Here is an 18,060-nt window from a genome sequence, read left to right as displayed (position 1 = left end):
TGCACAGCGACTTGACTTTTGTCCCACGTTTCCGCTATTGAAAATCAGAAAACAACAGTGGGTCTGTGGACATAATTAGTTATGTCCACAGACCCACTGTTTTGTTTTCTAAGCCTCAATAGTTGAAACGTGCGCCAAAAGTCGGTCGTTTTTTGGGGCGAGATTTAAAAAGGTGCTTGTTAGATCTTATGAATCTTACCAACCGCGATTGGCAACGTGACATGTGCATCATAATCACCAACTGCACCGGCTACACTATCAGGTAACACAAGGCTTTGCGGTACACCATGAATGTAGACGACCCGCTTGTCTAATGCGAGTTCCTGATCCTTGAATGTTTGCCGAAACTCATCTTCAATTTCTAGAAGGGGTACTTCCTTCGTATAGTCAAAATGACCATTTGCATCAGAAACTGGATAGGTATCGGTGGGGATGTTGAGTGTTTCTGGTTGATCGTTGAAGGGGACCATTGTCGTACCAGAGACGACACCAGTTTCTATTAAGTCCACATAACCATCACCGTTAACGTCTTGAGCAGCCGTTGCAATTTGTGCATCGCTACCGTCGGCAAAGCCGTGGAAATGTTCCCAGTGTTCGGTGTTAGCGGGGGTGTCGTCCATTGAAATATGAATCGTTAAGGTATCATTAGCGATGGTGAAAGTTGCTTTACCATGTGCCGCTGAGCCAATCTTTTCTGCATTTAAAGGTGTTAAATCTGCTTCGAATTGTTCTGTCATGTAATCATCCTTTCGCGTTATTGCTAATCAGTTTCTTAAGACACCATTAGTTTAATCACCGAATGATATTTGCGCAAAGGAAGTGCTCACTTATTTTTCACTGAATGCAGCTGATTGCTTCGTCGTTCGTGATCACCAATAAATAAGAGAATGGCGCCACTGCTCAGAACTAATTGTCCGAGAACGGGAAGCCACATGGCGATTAACAAAAGGACGATGACGCAGATGTTGCGGCCAATGGTGGCACGACTTGGCTTGCTAAATGGCCAGGATGCTAACCACTGGAGTAGTAGCAAGGTTGTAATCGCTAGGCTACTGAACAACCCGCGAATGTGGGTTAAGTCGGTGTCAGTAAGGTAACTGGTACTAAAAATAAGACCACTTAAGATGAGCAGCCAGACCATGTGTAATAGTCGGAACCACAATAATGTTCGAAAGTTACTGCCGACAACATGTACGTTATCCATTAGCATGTAGTACAGCCACCAGATACTGATAACGAAAAGGAGACTCAATACGAATGTTAAGAGTGAATTTAGCGTGGTGTGCTCTAAGCCGTGGTCGATAATATCAGCTAATGCTTCCCCTAAAACAATCATGGTGAACTGACCATAGCGTTCCAGCATGGCGCCTGATAATTCGAACGGTAAATTACGAACAGTATATTCATGGTCAAAGCGATGGCTCATAAACAAAGGCGCGCCGTAATCAAGAACGCCGGTTATCACTAAGGCAGCAACGGAGAAAGCTGGCTGATTAAAAATAGCCGCGAGTAGCAATACGATGGTTGCGATACCATAAAATCTGACATACGGCCATGAAGTTACTCGGTGGTCGGGATCAAAGTGACCAGTTGACCACCATAAATAGGTAATCAATACTTGTACAAGTAGGTAGGTCCACATGAATCCTTGCCAGTGGCCACTGAAAATAGCGGGTAGAAAAATTGCGACCAAGCTGATACCAATCACCTGGACAAGAAGCAAAACGGTCGTGCGTAAACTGTCATCACCATGTAGATCATAAAACCACGTGATGTTTTGCCAACTGTTAAACACGAGCGTGAAAGCTAAAATGAAAGTTGCAATGCCGATGAAATTCCAGTGCGTTGCAAGATTAACGGTAACTAAATGAATAATTGCAACGTACACTAAGTCTGAGAATAACTCGAGCCACGAAATTTTACGATCACTGATTTGATGTGTTATTTGACGCGGTGCGCGCCACCATCCGGATGTGTGCATAAGAAAAGTATCCTTTCCACTTATTACTAAGGTTTATTTTAGCAGTGTCTAGCGACTGTGAATATCTGAAAGGGTTATGTAAAATTTTATTACAGTCAGCCAAGCTGCTTGTCGTCGCCTTAATAGAATCGGTATAATAGAATAAATATGGACTAGCGACTAGTCCTAAGCATAAGTGAGAGGATGTGCGCATCATTAAAAAAGTTATGAGTTTGCTCTGGCCAATTATTATTGGTGCCGGAATTGCGTTTTTGATTCAATGGCTGTTTGTTGCTCACGTACGAGTTGACGGACCATCAATGCTCCCCAATTTGACCAATAATGAAAAGGTGTGGGCTTTTAAACAGGCGCCCATTCGTCATGACCGCGTAATCGTTTTTAATGCTTATGGCGTGGATCCGGAAGCAACTGATCCACAAGTGAAGTATGTGAAGCGGGTTATCGGAATGCCAGGCGACACCATTGATTACGGTGCCGACGGAACGTTGTCGATTAACGGGAAGAAAGTGTCGCAAAGTTATATCAGCAAGGACCAACAAACGACGGGAACCCTCGGTCGTTTGCCACATAGTAGTAACGGCTATAAGGGCTTTACGTTAAAGAGTCTCAGTTATGATGAGAATTGGACGCGTAACATTGGCGCCACGAAGGTTCCTAAGGATAGTTACTTTGTGCTTGGGGATAACCGAGCTGTTTCTAATGATAGTCGGTATTACGGATTTGTGCCTAAGAAAAAGGTCGTGGGTGTCGTTAAGGCTTACCCATGGGCGGCTAAACACGAAGAAATCAACGTTAAGTAATCAAATTCACAGTTTTTGCAGTAATCGTTCAGGTGCATTTATGGCAAGTGTCGCAGGTATTAATCCGGCGAGACAGCCGGACTGATTCGATTCTTTGCAGAAGCTGTGTTTTTTGTGGTGGTAAAGATCTGAAACAGACAAAGTTCTATGAGTACGGTACAATTTATGCAGAATAACGTTCGATGAGGGGGAGTGGCGTGATGGATGAACAACGACTACGTGAACGACCATGGCTACGGCGATGGTTTTTAATTCAGTTAGTGTTAGAAATCGCAATTATGGGAACATGGACGGGGATCCAGGACTTACAAGGTGGGCAACATCTTGTCGCACTCGTTCAGGCAGGCGGACTGCTCATTTTATTCTTGCTCGGCTTATGGTTATTGAGTCGGCGAGAACAACGGTTGCCAGAGTTGGGGCGGTTTAAACGCTGGTTATATCGAACCAATCATTATCTACAAGCAATTATTTTAATTGCGTTTCTACCAACAATTTTGCAACAAGCATTACGACTGCTGGCGAAAGTCAATGTACAAGGTGATGCGTTCCTGATTGGCGCCCTTGTTATTTACATGGTGATGTTTATTCCAATGGCAGTGTTTGCCTTGGGTCAGATTCAATCCTTGTTGGGTCGGCTACTCATGCTGTTCTTTGGTTTCTTTGACATTGTTTTTTCGACAAACGTTCTCACTGGCGGCGGGCTGACGTATTCCCACTGGCTAGTGACGGTTGCGGAGAGTGGTGTTGTGGGTGCCCTTGCCTTTGTCGTGACAATTGGTATTGCCATGCAGTGCTGGGGCTTTTCGTGGCCGTCAATTCGGTTATCGAAATCAGCAAGATGGTGGGTACTCATTTTAATCGCGTTGATTTCTGTGTGGTTCGTTATTTTTAATGCCTTTAGTACCGGCGATTCATGGAAGAACATCTGGTATGCCTACGCCTTTCATGTGAAGGCACCAACATTAGAAATGATTTTAGGTGGCATTGAGCCGGGGATCGCTGAAGAATGGTTGATGCGGTTTGCGGTATTAGGGTTGTTGTTGCAGGCATGCCGGCGTTTCCGCCATCCTGTCGCTTGGGCAGTCATTATCAGTAGTTTGTTGTTTGGCTTGGTGCATGTAACCAATATTCTAGGTGGACAACCTGCATTAGCAACGTTGGATCAAGTGCTTTCAGCGGCAGCAATTGGTAGTTTATTGGCAGCTATCTATTTGTACACCAAGAGCTTTTTATGGCCGGTTCTGTTTCATGCTGGAGTTGACAGCCTTGAATTCGTCAGTAGTGGTAGTCAGTCGATGACGTCACCTTCTGGCGCGTTCGATTGGCAGATCACGTTGGCGATCAATCTTGTGTTCATCGTAGCAGCGATTTTCCTGTTAACGGGTAAACGTGGTGTGACGGTTCGTGAAAATTTCCCTGACTTAACGATTTCAACTGCGAAGAAGCGGTTGAAACACTAATCAAATTCAATACTGTATAACAAAGGGTCTGAGACATAATTATGTCCCAGACCCTTTGTTGTTTTTTTGAGTTTCAATAGCGGAAACGTGCGTCAAAAGTCAAATCGCTGTGCAGACTACTTCCCAACTTTTGTCTCACTCTCTTTTATAATTATTGACCATCATCGGTGACTTCAGGCGCATCGGTATGATACAGGCTTTCAACGGATTTATTGCCGTTTTGGCTGTATAACGACGTACTCCCGACACCGCGATCACGCTCAATCTTTTGAGCCTGTTGTAACCCTTTTGCGTACTTATACTGTGTTGGATCAACTGGCGTGAAGCCCTTTGGTTTGTAGAAACGCAGTAAATTCTTTTGGTTCAGTGAATCAGATAAGCTGAGTTCATTTTCGACGTGCTTTTGTTGTTTATCGACGTGCTTCTTTTGCGCCGCAGTTAACTGTGCTTCCTGTCCGGTGGCATTATCGTAAACGGTGCCAGACAGTGACGTGTACTTAGGTGTGATGAAGTCTTGGTTTCGGAAGGCAACGACTTGATCGTGCTCTTTTGAGAACAAGTCAGTTCCGAATTGAACATACTTTTTGGTGTTGATTCCTAACAAATGCAAAATGGTTGGTTCAACATCGATTTCACCACCGTATTGATGCTCGATCTTGCCGTGATGATTACCAGGAATGTGCACCATGAATGGAACACGCTGCAATTGTGCGTTATCAAAGTTCGTCCAGTTGTCAGGATCCTTATTTAAAACGGATGCTAGGGATTTGTTTTCTGAGTTTGAAATACCGTAATGGTCACCGTAAATGACGATCATGGATTTGTTGTACAAACCAGATGATTTTAAGAAGTTGAATAATTCTTCGACGGACTGATCTAGATAATGGTTGGTAACGAAGTAGTTATTCACGACAGAACTATCAGTGTCGGCCGTTTTGAAGTTTGGATCCTGGTCTTCCTTGTCTAGGTTGAAGGGGAAGTGATTAGTAACGGTTAAATACTTCGCATAAAACGGTTGTTGTAAGTGTTGTAAGTACTTAACGGAGTCATCAAACAGTAATTTATCCTTCAGTCCGTAACCCATTGAACGGTTACCGCTGTGATTGTAGTACTGTTGTGCGAAGAAGTATTGATAGCCAAGGTTTGGATAAACATTGTTTCGGTTCCAGAAGCTTGGCACGTTTCCGTGAAAGACAGCGGTGGTGTAATGTTCCGGTGATTGTTGCAGAATGGCAGGTGCTGCTTGGAAGGTCTCGTCACTGCCAAGTTGTGCAAAAAGTGAGCCTTGAGGCAAGCCATAGGTACCAGTTTCTAGCATGTTTTCTGCATCGGAAGTTTTCCCTTGTCCGACCTGATGGAAGAAATTGTCGAAGCCGTAAGTATCCTTAGAATGATACAGGCTGTTCAAAAATGGGGTGACTTCTTTGCCATTAATTTTTTGATCAATCGAGAACTGTTGGAAACTTTCCAAATGGATGATGATCACGTTGCGACCCTTAGCGGCGCCAAACATCGACTTATCAGGGGCGGCATAGTGCTTTTGCGTGAAATTAGTGACATCGTTTAATTCTGACTTCGTGGCAGCGGCACGCATTGCGGAGGTGTGCCATTCGCTGACGCCATCATAAGCGGTAAAGAAATCGAGACCTAGATATTTAACAACATATGAACGGTCAAATGTCCGGGTCATTAATTGCGAGCGGTCGACTTCACTGATGGCCAAGTTAAATGTAATGAACATCAAAGCAAATGAAGTCACTGCTAACCCAGTTCGTTTCGGTAAAGCAAGCTTGTCGAACTTAAGCCAGCGAAATAAGAAGAGCAACACGATGATCACAATGTCGACCCAGTAGAGTGCGTCATGGGGCATTGTTAAAGCCAATGAGCTACCGGATAGTCCTTGGTTAACCTTGTCATATCCAGTCATGGTCGAGACTGTCATGTAATCCGTAAACTCACGGAAGTAAATGACGTTTAAGTACAATAACACGGTGTTCAAAATGTAGGTTAGCGCCAAGATTGGATAAAAAAAGCGTGCGCGCCGTGCGAAAAAAGCAAGCCCGAAAAGCAACAGACTCGTTCCGAGAGGGTTGATTAATAGGATGAAGCCTTGCAATGGATTACTAACACTTAAATGAAAATCAGCGAAGTAGGCCAACATTGTTTTTGCCCAGAAGACAACCATCAACAGCCAAAAAAGGCCGATACGCGTATTTAGTTTTGCCTGTAGCTTGTGCATGAAATGAGTAACCTCGTTTAATTAATCACCTGGTAAATTGATGCGGTGACTGATAATAGCTGCAAAAAATATATTATACAGTGTACCACGCCACCCAAATATTCGTGGATGGTGTGACGGGAGCTTAGGGAAAGTTTAACTCGCCGTTTATGTCATAGAGGGTCGTGTATAATGTAGATAAATACTGAATTAATGGAGGCTACGGATATGGCAGACGTGACTTTATATTTGGTTCGACACGGACAGACGTACTTTAATATCTATAACAAGCTACAAGGGTGGAGTAATTCGCCGTTGACCGACAAGGGGTTAGCTGATGCAAAAGACGCCGGCACACGATTAGCACATGTTTCTTTTGCCGCGGCATATTGTTCCGACACAACGCGGGCGCAGCAAACAGCTGCAGAAATTTTGGCGGCTAACCAAGTTTCAGACGTTAAGCAGCCGGTCAGCAGCCTGTTTTTCCGTGAGCAATTCTACGGTTCATTTGAAGGCGACAACATTAATTTTGTCTGGGACCAAGTTGGACGTCCTCATGGATTAACAAGCTTCAAGGAGATCGAAGCAAAGCGGTCGATTGCTGAATCAAAAGACATGATGAAAGCCGCAGATCCATTTCACGATGCAGAAAGTAACGACGAGTATTGGGCACGTGTTGACCAGGGATTTGCCATGATTCGTGCTAACAGTGAGTTGTCTGACGGTGATAATGTCCTAGTGATCAGTCATGGGAATACATTGTTGAGTCTCATGGAGCGCTATGGTGGTGGACAGTTTGACTTGAGCGAACGCCCCGCTAATGGTAGTGTGACGAAATTAGCACTAACGGACAAAGGGATTTCAGTGTTAAGCTACAACGAAAAATAAGGTAAATTGAGAAGGAGTTTAAGGTTAATGGGTTTGTTTAACTGGGGTAAGAAGAAAAAGGCCGCCGCAACATTGGATATTAAAAAGGAACAAGGGATTGATAATCCAGTTCATGATGACGCGGTTTCTGTTCGACTGGCTGTTTTTGTCGACGAACAAGGAATTGATCGTGAATTGGAGCTAGACGGTGGGGATGAGGCGGCCACCCATTACGTCGGCTATGACCGGAGTACGCCAGTTGTGACAGCACGGGTTACGAAGCTGGATAAAGATCTGTTACAGATTCAACGAGTTGCCACAATCGAATGGGCAAGGCACAAGGGATTTGCCCAGGCGTTGATGGATCAAATTACGAAAGATGCAAAGGCAGCTGGATACAAAAGCTTATATTTAGAAGCACAAGAGACGGCGGTCAGCTTCTATGCCAAGCAAGAGTTTGAGGCCTACGGACAGCCATTTTTAGAAGCTAACATTTGGCATCGTAAAATGATTAAGGAATTAGTGCCAGAAGATTAACGTCGGGGGGCGACAGTTTGGAGCGAGCAACATTACGAGAAGCAGCCAATGGAAAAATCTTCAGTACAGCCAACCTGATTTTTGGCATTGGTCAAATTAGCAAAATGACTGGGGTTTCGACGCGGCAACTGCGTTATTGGGAGTCAAAGGGGTATATCGAACCCAAGAAGCGTGCCGATGAACAGGCGCAACGTGTTTATGGATACGACACTTTTTTACGTGTGTCCGGTATCAAGTCAATGCAAGATGAGGGGTACACCTTAGCGGCGGCAGTGGAACGAACGGCAGCATTAATGGCAGAGGCAGATGGTATTCGCAACTTTTTGTTAGATGCTTATCATGGTATTGCTGAAGTTGATAACCAGGACATGTTGGACTTGGGCTTTCTGGATGCTGAGCATACACAGCGATTATATGCACGCAGTAAAGACCATCATGTGGAATATCTTGTGCGTCCCGCTGGAGAAGAGGCGACTGGAAAGTGATGTCAAAGGCACGTTTAGAAGCGTTTAGTGACGGTGTATTTGCGATTCTAATTACGATTTTAGTGTTGGAATTTCATGTGCCAGAGTATCATCAAGGCCACCTCGCAATGGCGTTGATTCATCAATGGCCAGAATTTTTGGCGTATAGTGTGTCCTATTTCTATGTAGGTACGCTGTGGTTGTTTCATCATGATTACTTTGCTAGCTTGAAAGTTATTGATCGAAAGCTGAATTTAATTAACTTGCTATCGATGTTTAGTATTACGTTGCTGGATTATCCAATGAGTTTAGTTGCGACTGCTTTAGCAGAGCGAAACGCGGCGGATATTCGGGTGGCGTTCATGATATATTCGGCTGTCGCATTCTTTATTTCAGCTGTGTACATCTTGATGTATCGCTATTTGTATAATCATCAGGACATGATGGATGAGAAGCACTTTGTGTTTGATAAGAGTATTAAGCTGGACCCCATCCGTTCTGTGACATTGTATGGACTAGCCATCATTACATCAATTTGGTCGAACTGGGTCGGCGGATTCTTGTTACTAGCCGGAATTACATTTCACTTTATTGCCTATCTACATTTGAGCCGTAACCGCCGACAAGACGCGGCGGTGGAGGAATAGTCATGTGCACCAGTATTTTTCAAATTGCAGTTGATGGCACGCATGTTTTAGCCAGGACGATGGATTGGTCAACAATGGATAATCGACCAGTATTTGTTCCCCGTAATTACAGTTGGCAAAGTGATTTTGATCATCAGGAACACGTGAATAAATACGCGCTGGTTGGTAGTGGTTTTCAATTGAAAAATCGTATCGATCTTTCTGAGGGTGTGAACGAGTGGGGACTGACTGCGCAGAAGCTGACGTTTGCCAACGGGTCGCAGCATGCCGAAGCTCGGCGCAATGATATTGTTCAGTTGGCACCCTATGAATTCCAATTCTGGTTACTGGGCAACTTTCGCTCAGTCGCAGATGTGGAAGCACATATTGATGAAGTTGAACTGATGGCCGATACCTTTAGTGACCGTAAATATGGGCAATCTGAGCTTCATTTTGCGGTAGCTGATAAGACCGGTCGAATGGTGGCAATTGAGCCAACCGAGCTGCCAATGCGCGTCGTTAATAATCCCTTAGGTGTTTTAACCAATGTTCCGAATTTTGAACGACAAATTGAACGGCTTCAGACATACATGGAATTCACGCCGGACTTTTTAGCTGGGCAGGTACCGTTAAACACTGCCAAAGTAACTACTGGCAACTTGTCAGGGAAGTCAATTCCGCCAGGTTCCTATTCACCTTCTTCGCGTTTTATTCGAGCAGCTTATTTCAAAGAACGTGCCAATCAACCACTGGATGAAGATGGTGCCATTATCAGTAGTTGGCATCTGCTGGATGGTGTTGCAGTGCCACGGAATACGGATCACCAGCAAACGTATTCGGTTTATCGTGCAGCCGCCGCGTGTGAGAGTCGGACGTTTTACTTTGAACCCTACAATAGGGAGAGCATCGTAAAACTACAATTGACGGATGATATGTTGGCGTGGACGCAGCCGGTATTTTATGATGTGACAGATGCGTTGACGGTGACGTCGGTTAAATGAGAGAGCGGGGGATAATTTGATAGGTTGCGCAGGGACCTGGCTTATGCCCCGCGTTTTTATGGTTCGTAAACACAAACAGGGTCTGCAACAAGTTGTATTTGTCGCAGCCCCTGTTTGTGTTTTTTGCTGTTATATGGTGGAAACGAGTTCGCCGACCTTGGACTCTGTGCCCAACAGACCGACCGTCCAGGGCTAAAGCCCTTACCGCCCTGTCTGTTGGTGCTCAAGTCCAACCCAGGTCGGCTCACTCTCTGATCTAAAACGAGTTCGCCGACCTTGAATGCTGTGCATTGCCTGCCGACCGTCCGGTGTCGTTGCACGACGCCTACCGCCCTGCCTGCAATTGCTCGCATTCAGACCAGATCGGCTCGCTCTCTGATCTTTTACCTATCGAAAAATTTATAATGTCTCAGTACCAGATATACTGCAAAGCCCAGCAGCACCATGATTAGCACCGTTATTTGCCAGCCGAACTGGTGGGTTTCAAATGGTAGCTTTACATTTTCGCCGAAGAAGCCGGAGACGATGGTCGGAACCGTCATGATAATGGAATAGGCCGTTAAAAATTTCATGGTGTTATTCAAGTTGTTATCAATCAACTTTGAATATGCGTTTGAGACACGTTCGACCACTTCTGAGGCCATCTGTGCCATTTCTAGTCCTTGTTGAGATTCAACCACGATGTCTGTGATGTGTTCACGTTGGTCATCGTTAACTGGGACAACAGGGGTGCGCTGTAGGTCTTGCAGCATGCTTGTATTCGCTTTTAGGGAAGTTAAGTAGTAAACCAGCTTCGTTTCTAAATCCATTAATTCATTAATGGCACTGTGTTCTGGATTGATTTTCAAATTCTGTTGGATCTTAGCCCGCCGCCGGTCAATTGCGTTGATTTTATCTAAGTATGTTGTCGTTAGCTTGTACATCAGACCTAAGATGGCATCAATTGGTTCTTGCTCTTCAATCACAGGTAACTTTAGGCTGGATGAGGAATTAATCACCAGATTATGAACGTAATTTGTATCGCCACTAGTAAACGTGAAGACACGTTTGCCTTTGAACAAAAAGCCGACCGGGGCAGTTGCTTGCTCAGGTGATTCATCGGTGATGACATTGAAAATAATGAGTGAAATACCACCATCTTTGTCAAATTCAATCCGGGCACGTTCACTGGGGTCGGTCGCATAACCATACATTTCCTCAGTGAGTTTGTAACTTCGAATCAAGCGTTGGTGTTCAGAATCATTTTCATCCTGCACATCGACCCATTCAAAACGATTATTAATTTCAATTGGTGTCAGCATACTAAAATATCCCTTCAAGTAAGTGAACGGTGTGTCTATCCGTAAAACCAGGGGATGACAATCGTTAAAATGATAATAAGTGCTAAAGCAACCCAGTGACGAACGCGGTGAAGCCAGGTTAATGCCGCGTATTCGCGGATTAGTCCACGCAGATAATAATGCGAGCCGGTTGGTGCAGCAATTCCCTGGCTCGTGAGCTTAAGGTTGGCCGCTAGCACACTGGCACGAAAGACGTGGAAATTACTGGTCACAAATTCAATGGTCGGATGTGGTTCATGAATCACATCAATTGCATACTGTAGATTTTCAAAAGTGCTGGTTGATTTTTCTTCTAAACGAATATTTTCATTTAAATAACCAGACTGTTTAGCGTATTCAGCCATCGCACTAGCCTCGGTGACTGTTTCATCTACGCCTTGACCGCCTGACATAATTAAAACTGGCCATGAACCGTCCTTTTGATGAGACGCTTTGGCAACGGCTAATGCCTTGTCAACACGTGCCTGCAGCAACTTTGAGAGTTGGTTGCCATTCCGTAAGCCACTACCCAAAATGATCAGATAGTGTTCGCCATTTAATTCATGATGTCTGGGGTATGTCCATGTGGCAACGAGAAAATCTAAAATTGTGATAACCATATAGCTACCTAGGAGAATTAAGCCTGTGTTGACATAGCGCATTGGCGTAATTAAATTAATTGGCCAAATGGCCGCGCGTAAAGTTGGTAGAATGGCGAGCCCAAAACCTAACAGGATACTTATTAAGGTGACAATTCTGAAGTGTTGGTGAAGTCCATTGAAGTGCCAAGCACCGAGCATAAGCCAGTCGGCCAAGCCGATACCAAGCGCAAATGTAGCTAGGCCACTTAAGATAAGCCAGCCAATTTGGTGAGTGTCAGATAATGAGGCTAGCAGAATAATTGGCATCCCTAATAAAATAGTGGCACCAACAACTAGAAACCAGGCATTCAGTAAACGTCGTGGCTCTTTACGGTATCCTAAAATTGCGAGTGTTACGGCGAGAATAAAGGTCGTTCCTGGAAAATAGATTAAGAAGTTTGTGACTTGGGTAAGTGAAAACATGGAATCTCCTTAATGAGTTTGATGACGAGTGGAGCGGGATAGTTTGTCCGTTTCTTCGGCAGGCTCAGGCTGCTGACCACCATTAAATGATGAGATAGTGGTCGTCTTACTGAGTCGTTCAAATAGCATTGGATAGGCTTTAATTGTGTGCGCCAGAATAAAATCGATGAAACAAGCAATCGCTAAGATCATAAAGCCGCCCACGACAAAGGGATGTGCACTCAGATTGGCTTCATTATTGAGCAAAGCACTGAAGCTGTTAAACAGTAAAATCAACGCACCGTAACAAACCACATTGCGAATAATCACTTGGGACCAAGAAGGGCGTTGCCATTTCAAAGTTTGAATTTGTAAATGGACGGCGCGTAGTCCGATTGTGCGGCCGTTGAATAAACCCTCAGGTAACAGGATGAAGATTAGGACACCCAGTGAAACCCATAGTGTTAGTGATGTTTCAAAGCCGAGTAGTTCACCGATTAAATAGACGAATAGTGCAGCCACACCGATGATTAGCCAATCGATTAAAAAGGCCGTCCAGCGACGAATTAAACCAACCCGTGTGGCCTGTTTAGCATTGGCAGCGGCAATTTTTTCACGACTTGGTAATAGCCATGTGAAAAATGGGGCAATCAGCCAACCGATAGTGCCACCAGTTGTGTTTAACAATAGATCGTCAACGTCGAAGAGCCGGTATGGACGTACGTACAATCCATACAAACCGCTTAATTGTGTGAGCTCAAAGAATAAGCTGAGGCAAAATGATAATAGAATTGAACTAATGATGCCGCGCTTGAAATAATAATGTAAGTAAAACCCAAATGGCATAGTCAGCACAACGTTGAAGAATGGCTGCTGGAAACCAGGCGCATGCAACGTTGGTATCCAAGTCGCAGTGTTTGCTAGACTGAACCCAGTTTCGCGAAACGCGTGACAAACCAAGAGGGGATGTAGATTATATTTTGGCGTTGTTAATGCTGCAACTGCACTTCTAGTTGGCAACGGCAGAATGATTAAAAAGTATGCACAAAGTAAATAGAAGAAAAAACTGTAGTTAACGAATACTTGCCAGCGTGAAATAGCACCATAACGGTGATAGTGATAGGCAAATAGTGGAAGTGCCATACCAATGGCAATCAGTGGAAATAAAATAATGGCAATTTGAATGGGTTCGAAGAATTGATGTAGCATTGGACACCTCCAGAATGGTCGTTGTCATGGGATTAATTGTACCACGCTGGGTGTGAGACACGTGGACGGTTGGGAAAAGTGGCGTAAAAAAACCAGTAATCGACTTCTTGAGGAGAAGGGATTACTGGTTTTTGGGTGGTGCTTTGCTTTTATATAGTGGAAACGAGCTCACCAACCTTGAATCGCTGTGCCTGACCTGTCCGCCATCCGTGGCTAAAGCCACTACTGCCGTACTTGTCAGTGCTCGGATTCAGAGCAGGTTGGTTCGCTCTCTGATCTAAAACGAGTTCACCAACCCATAATCCTGTGCATTGCCTGATCGCTGTTCGTGGGCCAAGAACGCCCACAACCACCGCTCCTGCAATTGCTCGGATCATACCCGGGTTGGTTCACTCTCTGATTTATGCGTCTTGCTTTGTTGCTGCGATGTCGACTTCACGGATGTTTACTTCCTGTGGCATGTCGTACATAAACTTAACTGTTTCAGCAACATGTTTAGGATCCAGGGTTAAACCACCCATAGTTTCCTTCCATGCGTTGTAGTCAGTCAAAGCTGAGTCACTCGTTACGTGTGTCAGTAATTCAGTTTCAGCAGCACCAGGTGCAACCATCATGACACGCACGTTTTTAGCGGCGCTTTCTTCACGAACAGTTTCTGATAAACCGTGGACACCAAATTTTGAGGCAACATAAGCAGCATGGTTAACGAATGTCTTCTTACCTGCTAATGAAGACATGTTCAAGATGGTACCGTGTTCGCGTTCACGCATGTCGTTCAAGACGATTTGCGTACCGTTTAAAACACCCATTACGTTGGTGTTTAACATTGTTTGCCATTCAGCAGGGCTTTGGTTTTGAACGTTGCCTAACAACATCAAACCAGCGTTGTTAACCAACAAATCAGTTTTGCCATATTTGGCTTCAGCCTTACGAATCGCTGTTTCAAATTGGGCATAGTCAGTTACGTCGACTGATTCGATCATAACGTTATCAAAGTCTTTAGCTAAGGCTTCAATCTTGTCAGTCCGACGTCCCAATAACAACATTGGAAAGCCGTCAGCGTTAAATTGTTTGGCGATTTCTGCACCAAAACCAGAGCTAGCACCAGTAATTACAACAAGTGGTTTCATTTTAAAATTCCTCCGAGAATATTTCTTAATTAAAGTTCAACGTGAGCTTTTTGCGACATAAGACAGTATAATAGGTGTCATTGAAAACGAAAAGTACGCACCTTAAGGTAACTACGCCAAGTGTGCCATGAAAGGATGTTGACATGCAAGCACGACCAACTACCACTGAACCACAATTTTTAAATGAATTTGATGCGACGATGCAAATGATTCAGGGGAAATGGAAAATCATGATTCTTTATGAATTAGCTGAGGAAGGTCGGCGTCGGTTTGCGGACCTACAGCATCATATTGAAGCCGTCTCGCACAAGACGTTAACGAATCAGTTACGCGAATTAGAAGCCGACGGGCTAATCACCCGTGATGACTTTCAAACGGCACAACCACACGTTGAATATCAGCTGACAAGCAAAGGGAAGTCTTTGATTCCGGTGCTAGATGCCATTTGTGACTGGGGCGACGAGCATATTGACCCAGCATTGATTGAGCGTTCACTGTGTGATGAATAGGTAAATAGTGTAAGGGTGTCACGAAGAGCGGAAAGCTTCTCGTGGCACCCTTTTTTGAGTTCGGGAGGATTTCAGCGACTGGAATCAACCACTTACCTGCTCACCGGCACGACATACCGGTTTTGGTCAGACGCCTGTGAGAGATCAGTCTAAACTGATTTTATTCAACAGGAGGCAATGAGAATGGAAATTTTAACAGCGGAACATTTAACAAAACATTATGGGCAACATATTGCCGTGAATGACGTCAACTTACACGTGATGGCGGGTAGTTTAGTCGCTTTTCTCGGCCCTAATGGTGCAGGTAAATCGACAACGATTCGGATGTTGACCACGCTCAGTCAGCCGAGCTCAGGCTTTTTTACAATTAATGGTAAAAACCGATTAAAAGACATGCGCCAAGACATTGGCATCGTTTTTCAGGAAAGTGTATTAGATAGTCGGCTGACTGTTCGCGATAATCTACGGCTGCGTGCGCGCTTATATCCGGACGTTTCACGACAACGTGTTGATGACCTCCTAACGCGTGTAGGCGCCGCTGAATTTGCGAAACAAGCTTATGGATCTTTATCGGGTGGTCAAAGACGACGTGTTGATATCGCTCGTGCCTTGTTGAATAAACCACGCATTCTATTTTTAGATGAACCAACGACCGGGCTGGATATTCAAACGCGGGCTGTCATTTGGAAGATTCTTCAGGAAATGCGCGAGCAAGACGGCTTAACGGTGTTTTTGACAACGCATTACTTAGAGGAAGCCGAAGCGGCCGATGATGTATATGTTTTAGACCAAGGGCGTATCATCGCGCACGGTGCTGCAGAAGTTTTGAAGCAACAATATACGCACAGCGAGTTGGTCGTCTGGCCAAGTCAGCATCAGATATTAACGATACCGACTAACTGGCACCATCATTTCGATCCACAGCACGGGACTGAGACTATTGAGATGCCGAGTGAACAGTCACCAATTGACTTTTTAAGTAGTCAACAGGCAAAGATACAAGATTTTGAATATCACAAAGGGAGTATGGATGATGTCTTTTTGGCATTAACGGGAAGGGAGATTCGGGGATGACCGCAATCTTAGAACGAAATTTAAAACTCTTTTTCAAAAACCGTGCGGGGGTATTCTTCTCCGTGTTGGGGCCACTCATTGTGTTAGGACTTTACGTGATCTTCCTGAAACAGAATATGTTAGCAGCGTGGTCAGCAGTGCCCCATGCTCAAAAGTTACTTGATCCATGGCTGATTGGCGGCATGCTAGCAGTAACGGCGATGACCACAACCCTGAGTGGTCTGCGACAATTAGTGGACGATCAAGAACACGCAGCAGTCGATTTCGAAATCACGCCGGTATCGCCATTTGTGCGACAGATGGGCTATTTCTTAAGTGCAACCATCATTGGAATCCTGATGCAGTTAGTCGTATTTGGCGTGGATATGTTGTATTTTGGCTGGGCGGATAACCTTGTTTTAACCGCCGGTACAATCGTGAAAGTCGTTGGGCTGATTTTCATCAATGCGATTGTAGCTGCTTGTCTGAATGGTTTATTAGTCAGCCTGTTTAAAACACGCAATTCACTGTCCACATTTGAAACGATTATTGGAACGCTTAGTGGTTTTTTATCGGGGATTTACGTGCCGATTGGCGACTTACCAGACAAGGCACAAACATTGATTAAGTTTTATCCAGGTGCCTATTCAGCTTCGCTATATCGGAGAGCGCTGATGGCACCTCAGTTAGATCAAACATTTTCTGCTGCGCCGACAAAGATACAAACACACTTTGAACACGTTCTTGGCGTCGGCTACAACCTGCATTTTGGTGCCACCACTTTTATGACTGAAATGTTGATTTTTATTGGTTGTGGTTTGCTAGCGATACTGGTTGTTTTGGTAAAAAGTTGGTTGCCGGAGCTGCGATTACGTCGGGTGCGTTACAATAACGGTAATAACACGCTCTAAGCGATGTTTAAAGCTAATGGGAAGACTGAGAGAACAACGCATGAAAATTCGGTTTGAAAGTGAATCTAGCATCGATACTGATGTAATCGAAGTGACGGTTCGTGCCAACGAGTACGATCAAAAAGTCCATGCCGTGATGGATTATCTGAATGATTTTTCGTCGCACACACCACAAGCCGTTTTGACTGCCAGTGATGGTGACCGAATTACGGTAATTCATGATGCGGAAGTAGTTGCGCTAGAAGTACAAGGCGAGGTGCTAATGATTGTGACAACCACGGCGACGTATACCAGCAGGCAACGCTTGTATAAAGTATTAGCGCAGTTGAACCACGCGAAATTCGTACAAATTTCGCGTGGCGTTGCAATTAATATGGACTATTTAGCTTCATTAGAAAGCGGCTTTTCAGGCAACATGACGGCTATTATGACAACGGGTGTTAAAGAAAATGTCAGCCGTAAATATTTGGGCGCTGTTAAAGAATATTTGGGATTGTAGGTGAAAGAGATGAAGACAGTTATTCATCATGCATTATATGGATTATGTATTGGATCAACGACATACTTACTATTTTCACTGGTGCCAGGTAACTTTAATGTTGTCTATTCGCGAACTGAAGTTATTAGCGTGATGCTAATGAGTGTGCTGATTGGTCTCTTGTCGCTGATTTTTCAGGTTGAGCGCTTAAAGCCACTGGTTGCATTGTTGATTCATGCGGTGGGGACGTTTGGTTTAGTGCTTTTTACAGGGGTCTACAATCAGTGGTTTACGTGGCAGACAGCGATTCAGCAAGGAACCTTGCCGATTGTGATTGCGTACTTGCTGATTTGGTTGGTGCTTGAGGCGGATCAATTAGTGACATTGCGGCGAATTAATCGGCGGCTGGCACAAACGCGTCGCAACCGGTAGTACCCAAAGTAAATGAGAGTGT

19 protein-coding genes are annotated in these 18,060 nt (G+C 44.6%); 12 read left to right on the top strand and 7 right to left on the bottom strand.

All coding sequences use genetic code 11. From position 1 onward, the window contains the following. Positions 1-179: 179 nt before the first annotated feature. Together IV55_RS04190 and IV55_RS04185 are read right to left on the bottom strand one after the other, a co-directional pair. Positions 180-737 (bottom strand): hypothetical protein, encoded by a 558-nt coding sequence (locus IV55_RS04190; protein ID WP_057809689.1) that lies wholly within the window; start codon positions 735-737, stop codon positions 180-182. An 86-nt stretch (positions 738-823) separates the two neighbouring features. Beyond that, on the bottom strand, positions 824-1,981 hold the full coding sequence (locus IV55_RS04185) for a low temperature requirement protein A (RefSeq protein ID WP_057809687.1): 1,158 nt from the start codon (positions 1,979-1,981) through the stop codon (positions 824-826). A gap of 185 nt (positions 1,982-2,166) precedes the next feature. On the opposite strand from IV55_RS04185, the gene lepB reads away from it, so the two are divergent. Together lepB and IV55_RS04175 are read left to right on the top strand one after the other, a co-directional pair. Further along, positions 2,167-2,781, top strand: a complete 615-nt coding sequence (gene lepB / locus IV55_RS04180) for a signal peptidase I (protein WP_057809685.1) — start codon at positions 2,167-2,169, stop codon at positions 2,779-2,781. A gap of 200 nt (positions 2,782-2,981) precedes the next feature. Beyond that, complete coding sequence (locus IV55_RS04175) at positions 2,982-4,241, top strand: CPBP family intramembrane glutamic endopeptidase (protein ID WP_057809683.1); 1,260 nt, start codon at positions 2,982-2,984, stop codon at positions 4,239-4,241. Between the two features lie 151 nt (positions 4,242-4,392). Here the strand turns inward: IV55_RS04175 and IV55_RS04170 are convergent, their stop codons facing one another. Further along, complete coding sequence (locus IV55_RS04170) at positions 4,393-6,480, bottom strand: LTA synthase family protein (RefSeq protein ID WP_057809681.1); 2,088 nt, start codon at positions 6,478-6,480, stop codon at positions 4,393-4,395. Between the two features lie 207 nt (positions 6,481-6,687). On the opposite strand from IV55_RS04170, the gene IV55_RS04165 reads away from it, so the two are divergent. From IV55_RS04165 to IV55_RS04145, 5 genes are read left to right on the top strand one after another with little or no spacing between them, the layout of a single operon-like run. After that, positions 6,688-7,347 carry a histidine phosphatase family protein gene (locus IV55_RS04165; protein ID WP_057809679.1) on the top strand — a complete coding sequence of 220 codons (660 nt, stop codon included), beginning with the start codon at positions 6,688-6,690 and terminating at the stop codon, positions 7,345-7,347. A 27-nt stretch (positions 7,348-7,374) separates the two neighbouring features. Continuing rightward, complete coding sequence (locus IV55_RS04160; protein WP_057809676.1) at positions 7,375-7,863, top strand: GNAT family N-acetyltransferase; 489 nt, start codon at positions 7,375-7,377, stop codon at positions 7,861-7,863. 17 nt (positions 7,864-7,880) lie between these two features. Further along, positions 7,881-8,348 (top strand): MerR family transcriptional regulator, encoded by a 468-nt coding sequence (locus IV55_RS04155; RefSeq protein ID WP_057809675.1) that lies wholly within the window; start codon positions 7,881-7,883, stop codon positions 8,346-8,348. Continuing rightward, positions 8,348-8,974: a TMEM175 family protein gene (locus tag IV55_RS04150; RefSeq protein WP_057809673.1), complete on the top strand. Its 627-nt coding sequence runs from the start codon at positions 8,348-8,350 to the stop codon at positions 8,972-8,974. The genes IV55_RS04155 and IV55_RS04150 overlap by 1 nt, the downstream gene beginning before the upstream one ends. 2 nt (positions 8,975-8,976) lie before the next feature. Next, positions 8,977-9,954 (top strand): linear amide C-N hydrolase, encoded by a 978-nt coding sequence (locus tag IV55_RS04145; protein WP_057809671.1) that lies wholly within the window; start codon positions 8,977-8,979, stop codon positions 9,952-9,954. Between the two features lie 383 nt (positions 9,955-10,337). Here the strand turns inward: IV55_RS04145 and IV55_RS04140 are convergent, their stop codons facing one another. The 4 genes from IV55_RS04140 to IV55_RS04120 all read right to left on the bottom strand — a co-directional run bounded on the left by IV55_RS04140 (position 10,338) and on the right by IV55_RS04120 (position 14,655). Beyond that, positions 10,338-11,255: a magnesium transporter CorA family protein gene (locus IV55_RS04140; protein ID WP_057809668.1), complete on the bottom strand. Its 918-nt coding sequence runs from the start codon at positions 11,253-11,255 to the stop codon at positions 10,338-10,340. Between the two features lie 35 nt (positions 11,256-11,290). Next, complete coding sequence (locus IV55_RS04135) at positions 11,291-12,337, bottom strand: YdcF family protein (protein ID WP_057809667.1); 1,047 nt, start codon at positions 12,335-12,337, stop codon at positions 11,291-11,293. A 9-nt stretch (positions 12,338-12,346) separates the two neighbouring features. Further along, positions 12,347-13,525, bottom strand: coding sequence for a VanZ family protein (locus IV55_RS04130; protein ID WP_057809665.1), 1,179 nt, complete (start codon positions 13,523-13,525; stop codon positions 12,347-12,349). A gap of 401 nt (positions 13,526-13,926) precedes the next feature. After that, on the bottom strand, positions 13,927-14,655 hold the full coding sequence (locus IV55_RS04120; RefSeq protein WP_057809661.1) for an SDR family oxidoreductase: 729 nt from the start codon (positions 14,653-14,655) through the stop codon (positions 13,927-13,929). Between the two features lie 143 nt (positions 14,656-14,798). Here IV55_RS04120 and IV55_RS04115 point away from each other — a divergent pair, with 143 nt between their 5' ends. The 5 genes from IV55_RS04115 (at position 14,799) to IV55_RS04095 (ending at position 18,038) form a co-directional block, all read left to right on the top strand. Further along, complete coding sequence (locus tag IV55_RS04115) at positions 14,799-15,164, top strand: winged helix-turn-helix transcriptional regulator (protein WP_057809659.1); 366 nt, start codon at positions 14,799-14,801, stop codon at positions 15,162-15,164. 183 nt (positions 15,165-15,347) lie between these two features. After that, positions 15,348-16,238 carry an ABC transporter ATP-binding protein gene (locus tag IV55_RS04110; protein WP_057809657.1) on the top strand — a complete coding sequence of 297 codons (891 nt, stop codon included), beginning with the start codon at positions 15,348-15,350 and terminating at the stop codon, positions 16,236-16,238. After that, positions 16,235-17,128, top strand: coding sequence for an ABC transporter permease (locus IV55_RS04105; RefSeq protein WP_057809655.1), 894 nt, complete (start codon positions 16,235-16,237; stop codon positions 17,126-17,128). Before IV55_RS04110 ends, IV55_RS04105 begins: the two co-directional genes overlap by 4 nt. 40 nt (positions 17,129-17,168) lie before the next feature. Beyond that, positions 17,169-17,627: a LytTR family DNA-binding domain-containing protein gene (locus tag IV55_RS04100; RefSeq protein WP_057809653.1), complete on the top strand. Its 459-nt coding sequence runs from the start codon at positions 17,169-17,171 to the stop codon at positions 17,625-17,627. 9 nt (positions 17,628-17,636) lie between these two features. Next, positions 17,637-18,038: a DUF3021 domain-containing protein gene (locus IV55_RS04095; RefSeq protein WP_057809651.1), complete on the top strand. Its 402-nt coding sequence runs from the start codon at positions 17,637-17,639 to the stop codon at positions 18,036-18,038. Positions 18,039-18,060 lie beyond the last annotated feature (22 nt).

The organism is Furfurilactobacillus siliginis (assembly GCF_001437435.1).
GTDB classification, from domain to species: Bacteria; Bacillota; Bacilli; order Lactobacillales; family Lactobacillaceae; genus Furfurilactobacillus; species Furfurilactobacillus siliginis.
This window is presented reverse-complemented; position numbering and strand designations above follow the sequence as displayed.

Bases quoted from the DNA above. Each gene is read 5' to 3' on its own strand.
- IV55_RS04185 (WP_057809687.1), bottom strand. From the start codon at position 1,981: ATGCACACATCCGGATGGTGGCGCGCACCGCGTCAAATAACACATCAA.
- IV55_RS04130 (WP_057809665.1), bottom strand. From the start codon at position 13,525: ATGCTACATCAATTCTTCGAACCCATTCAAATTGCCATTATTTTATTT.
- IV55_RS04150 (WP_057809673.1), top strand. From the start codon at position 8,348: ATGTCAAAGGCACGTTTAGAAGCGTTTAGTGACGGTGTATTTGCGATT.
- IV55_RS04175 (WP_057809683.1), top strand. From the start codon at position 2,982: ATGGATGAACAACGACTACGTGAACGACCATGGCTACGGCGATGGTTT.
- IV55_RS04110 (WP_057809657.1), top strand. From the start codon at position 15,348: ATGGAAATTTTAACAGCGGAACATTTAACAAAACATTATGGGCAACAT.
- IV55_RS04095 (WP_057809651.1), top strand. From the start codon at position 17,637: ATGAAGACAGTTATTCATCATGCATTATATGGATTATGTATTGGATCA.
- IV55_RS04115 (WP_057809659.1), top strand. From the start codon at position 14,799: ATGCAAGCACGACCAACTACCACTGAACCACAATTTTTAAATGAATTT.
- IV55_RS04160 (WP_057809676.1), top strand. From the start codon at position 7,375: ATGGGTTTGTTTAACTGGGGTAAGAAGAAAAAGGCCGCCGCAACATTG.
- IV55_RS04145 (WP_057809671.1), top strand. From the start codon at position 8,977: ATGTGCACCAGTATTTTTCAAATTGCAGTTGATGGCACGCATGTTTTA.
- IV55_RS04120 (WP_057809661.1), bottom strand. From the start codon at position 14,655: ATGAAACCACTTGTTGTAATTACTGGTGCTAGCTCTGGTTTTGGTGCA.
- IV55_RS04135 (WP_057809667.1), bottom strand. From the start codon at position 12,337: ATGTTTTCACTTACCCAAGTCACAAACTTCTTAATCTATTTTCCAGGA.
- IV55_RS04190 (WP_057809689.1), bottom strand. From the start codon at position 737: ATGACAGAACAATTCGAAGCAGATTTAACACCTTTAAATGCAGAAAAG.
- IV55_RS04140 (WP_057809668.1), bottom strand. From the start codon at position 11,255: ATGCTGACACCAATTGAAATTAATAATCGTTTTGAATGGGTCGATGTG.
- IV55_RS04170 (WP_057809681.1), bottom strand. From the start codon at position 6,480: ATGCACAAGCTACAGGCAAAACTAAATACGCGTATCGGCCTTTTTTGG.
- IV55_RS04165 (WP_057809679.1), top strand. From the start codon at position 6,688: ATGGCAGACGTGACTTTATATTTGGTTCGACACGGACAGACGTACTTT.
- IV55_RS04100 (WP_057809653.1), top strand. From the start codon at position 17,169: ATGAAAATTCGGTTTGAAAGTGAATCTAGCATCGATACTGATGTAATC.
- IV55_RS04105 (WP_057809655.1), top strand. From the start codon at position 16,235: ATGACCGCAATCTTAGAACGAAATTTAAAACTCTTTTTCAAAAACCGT.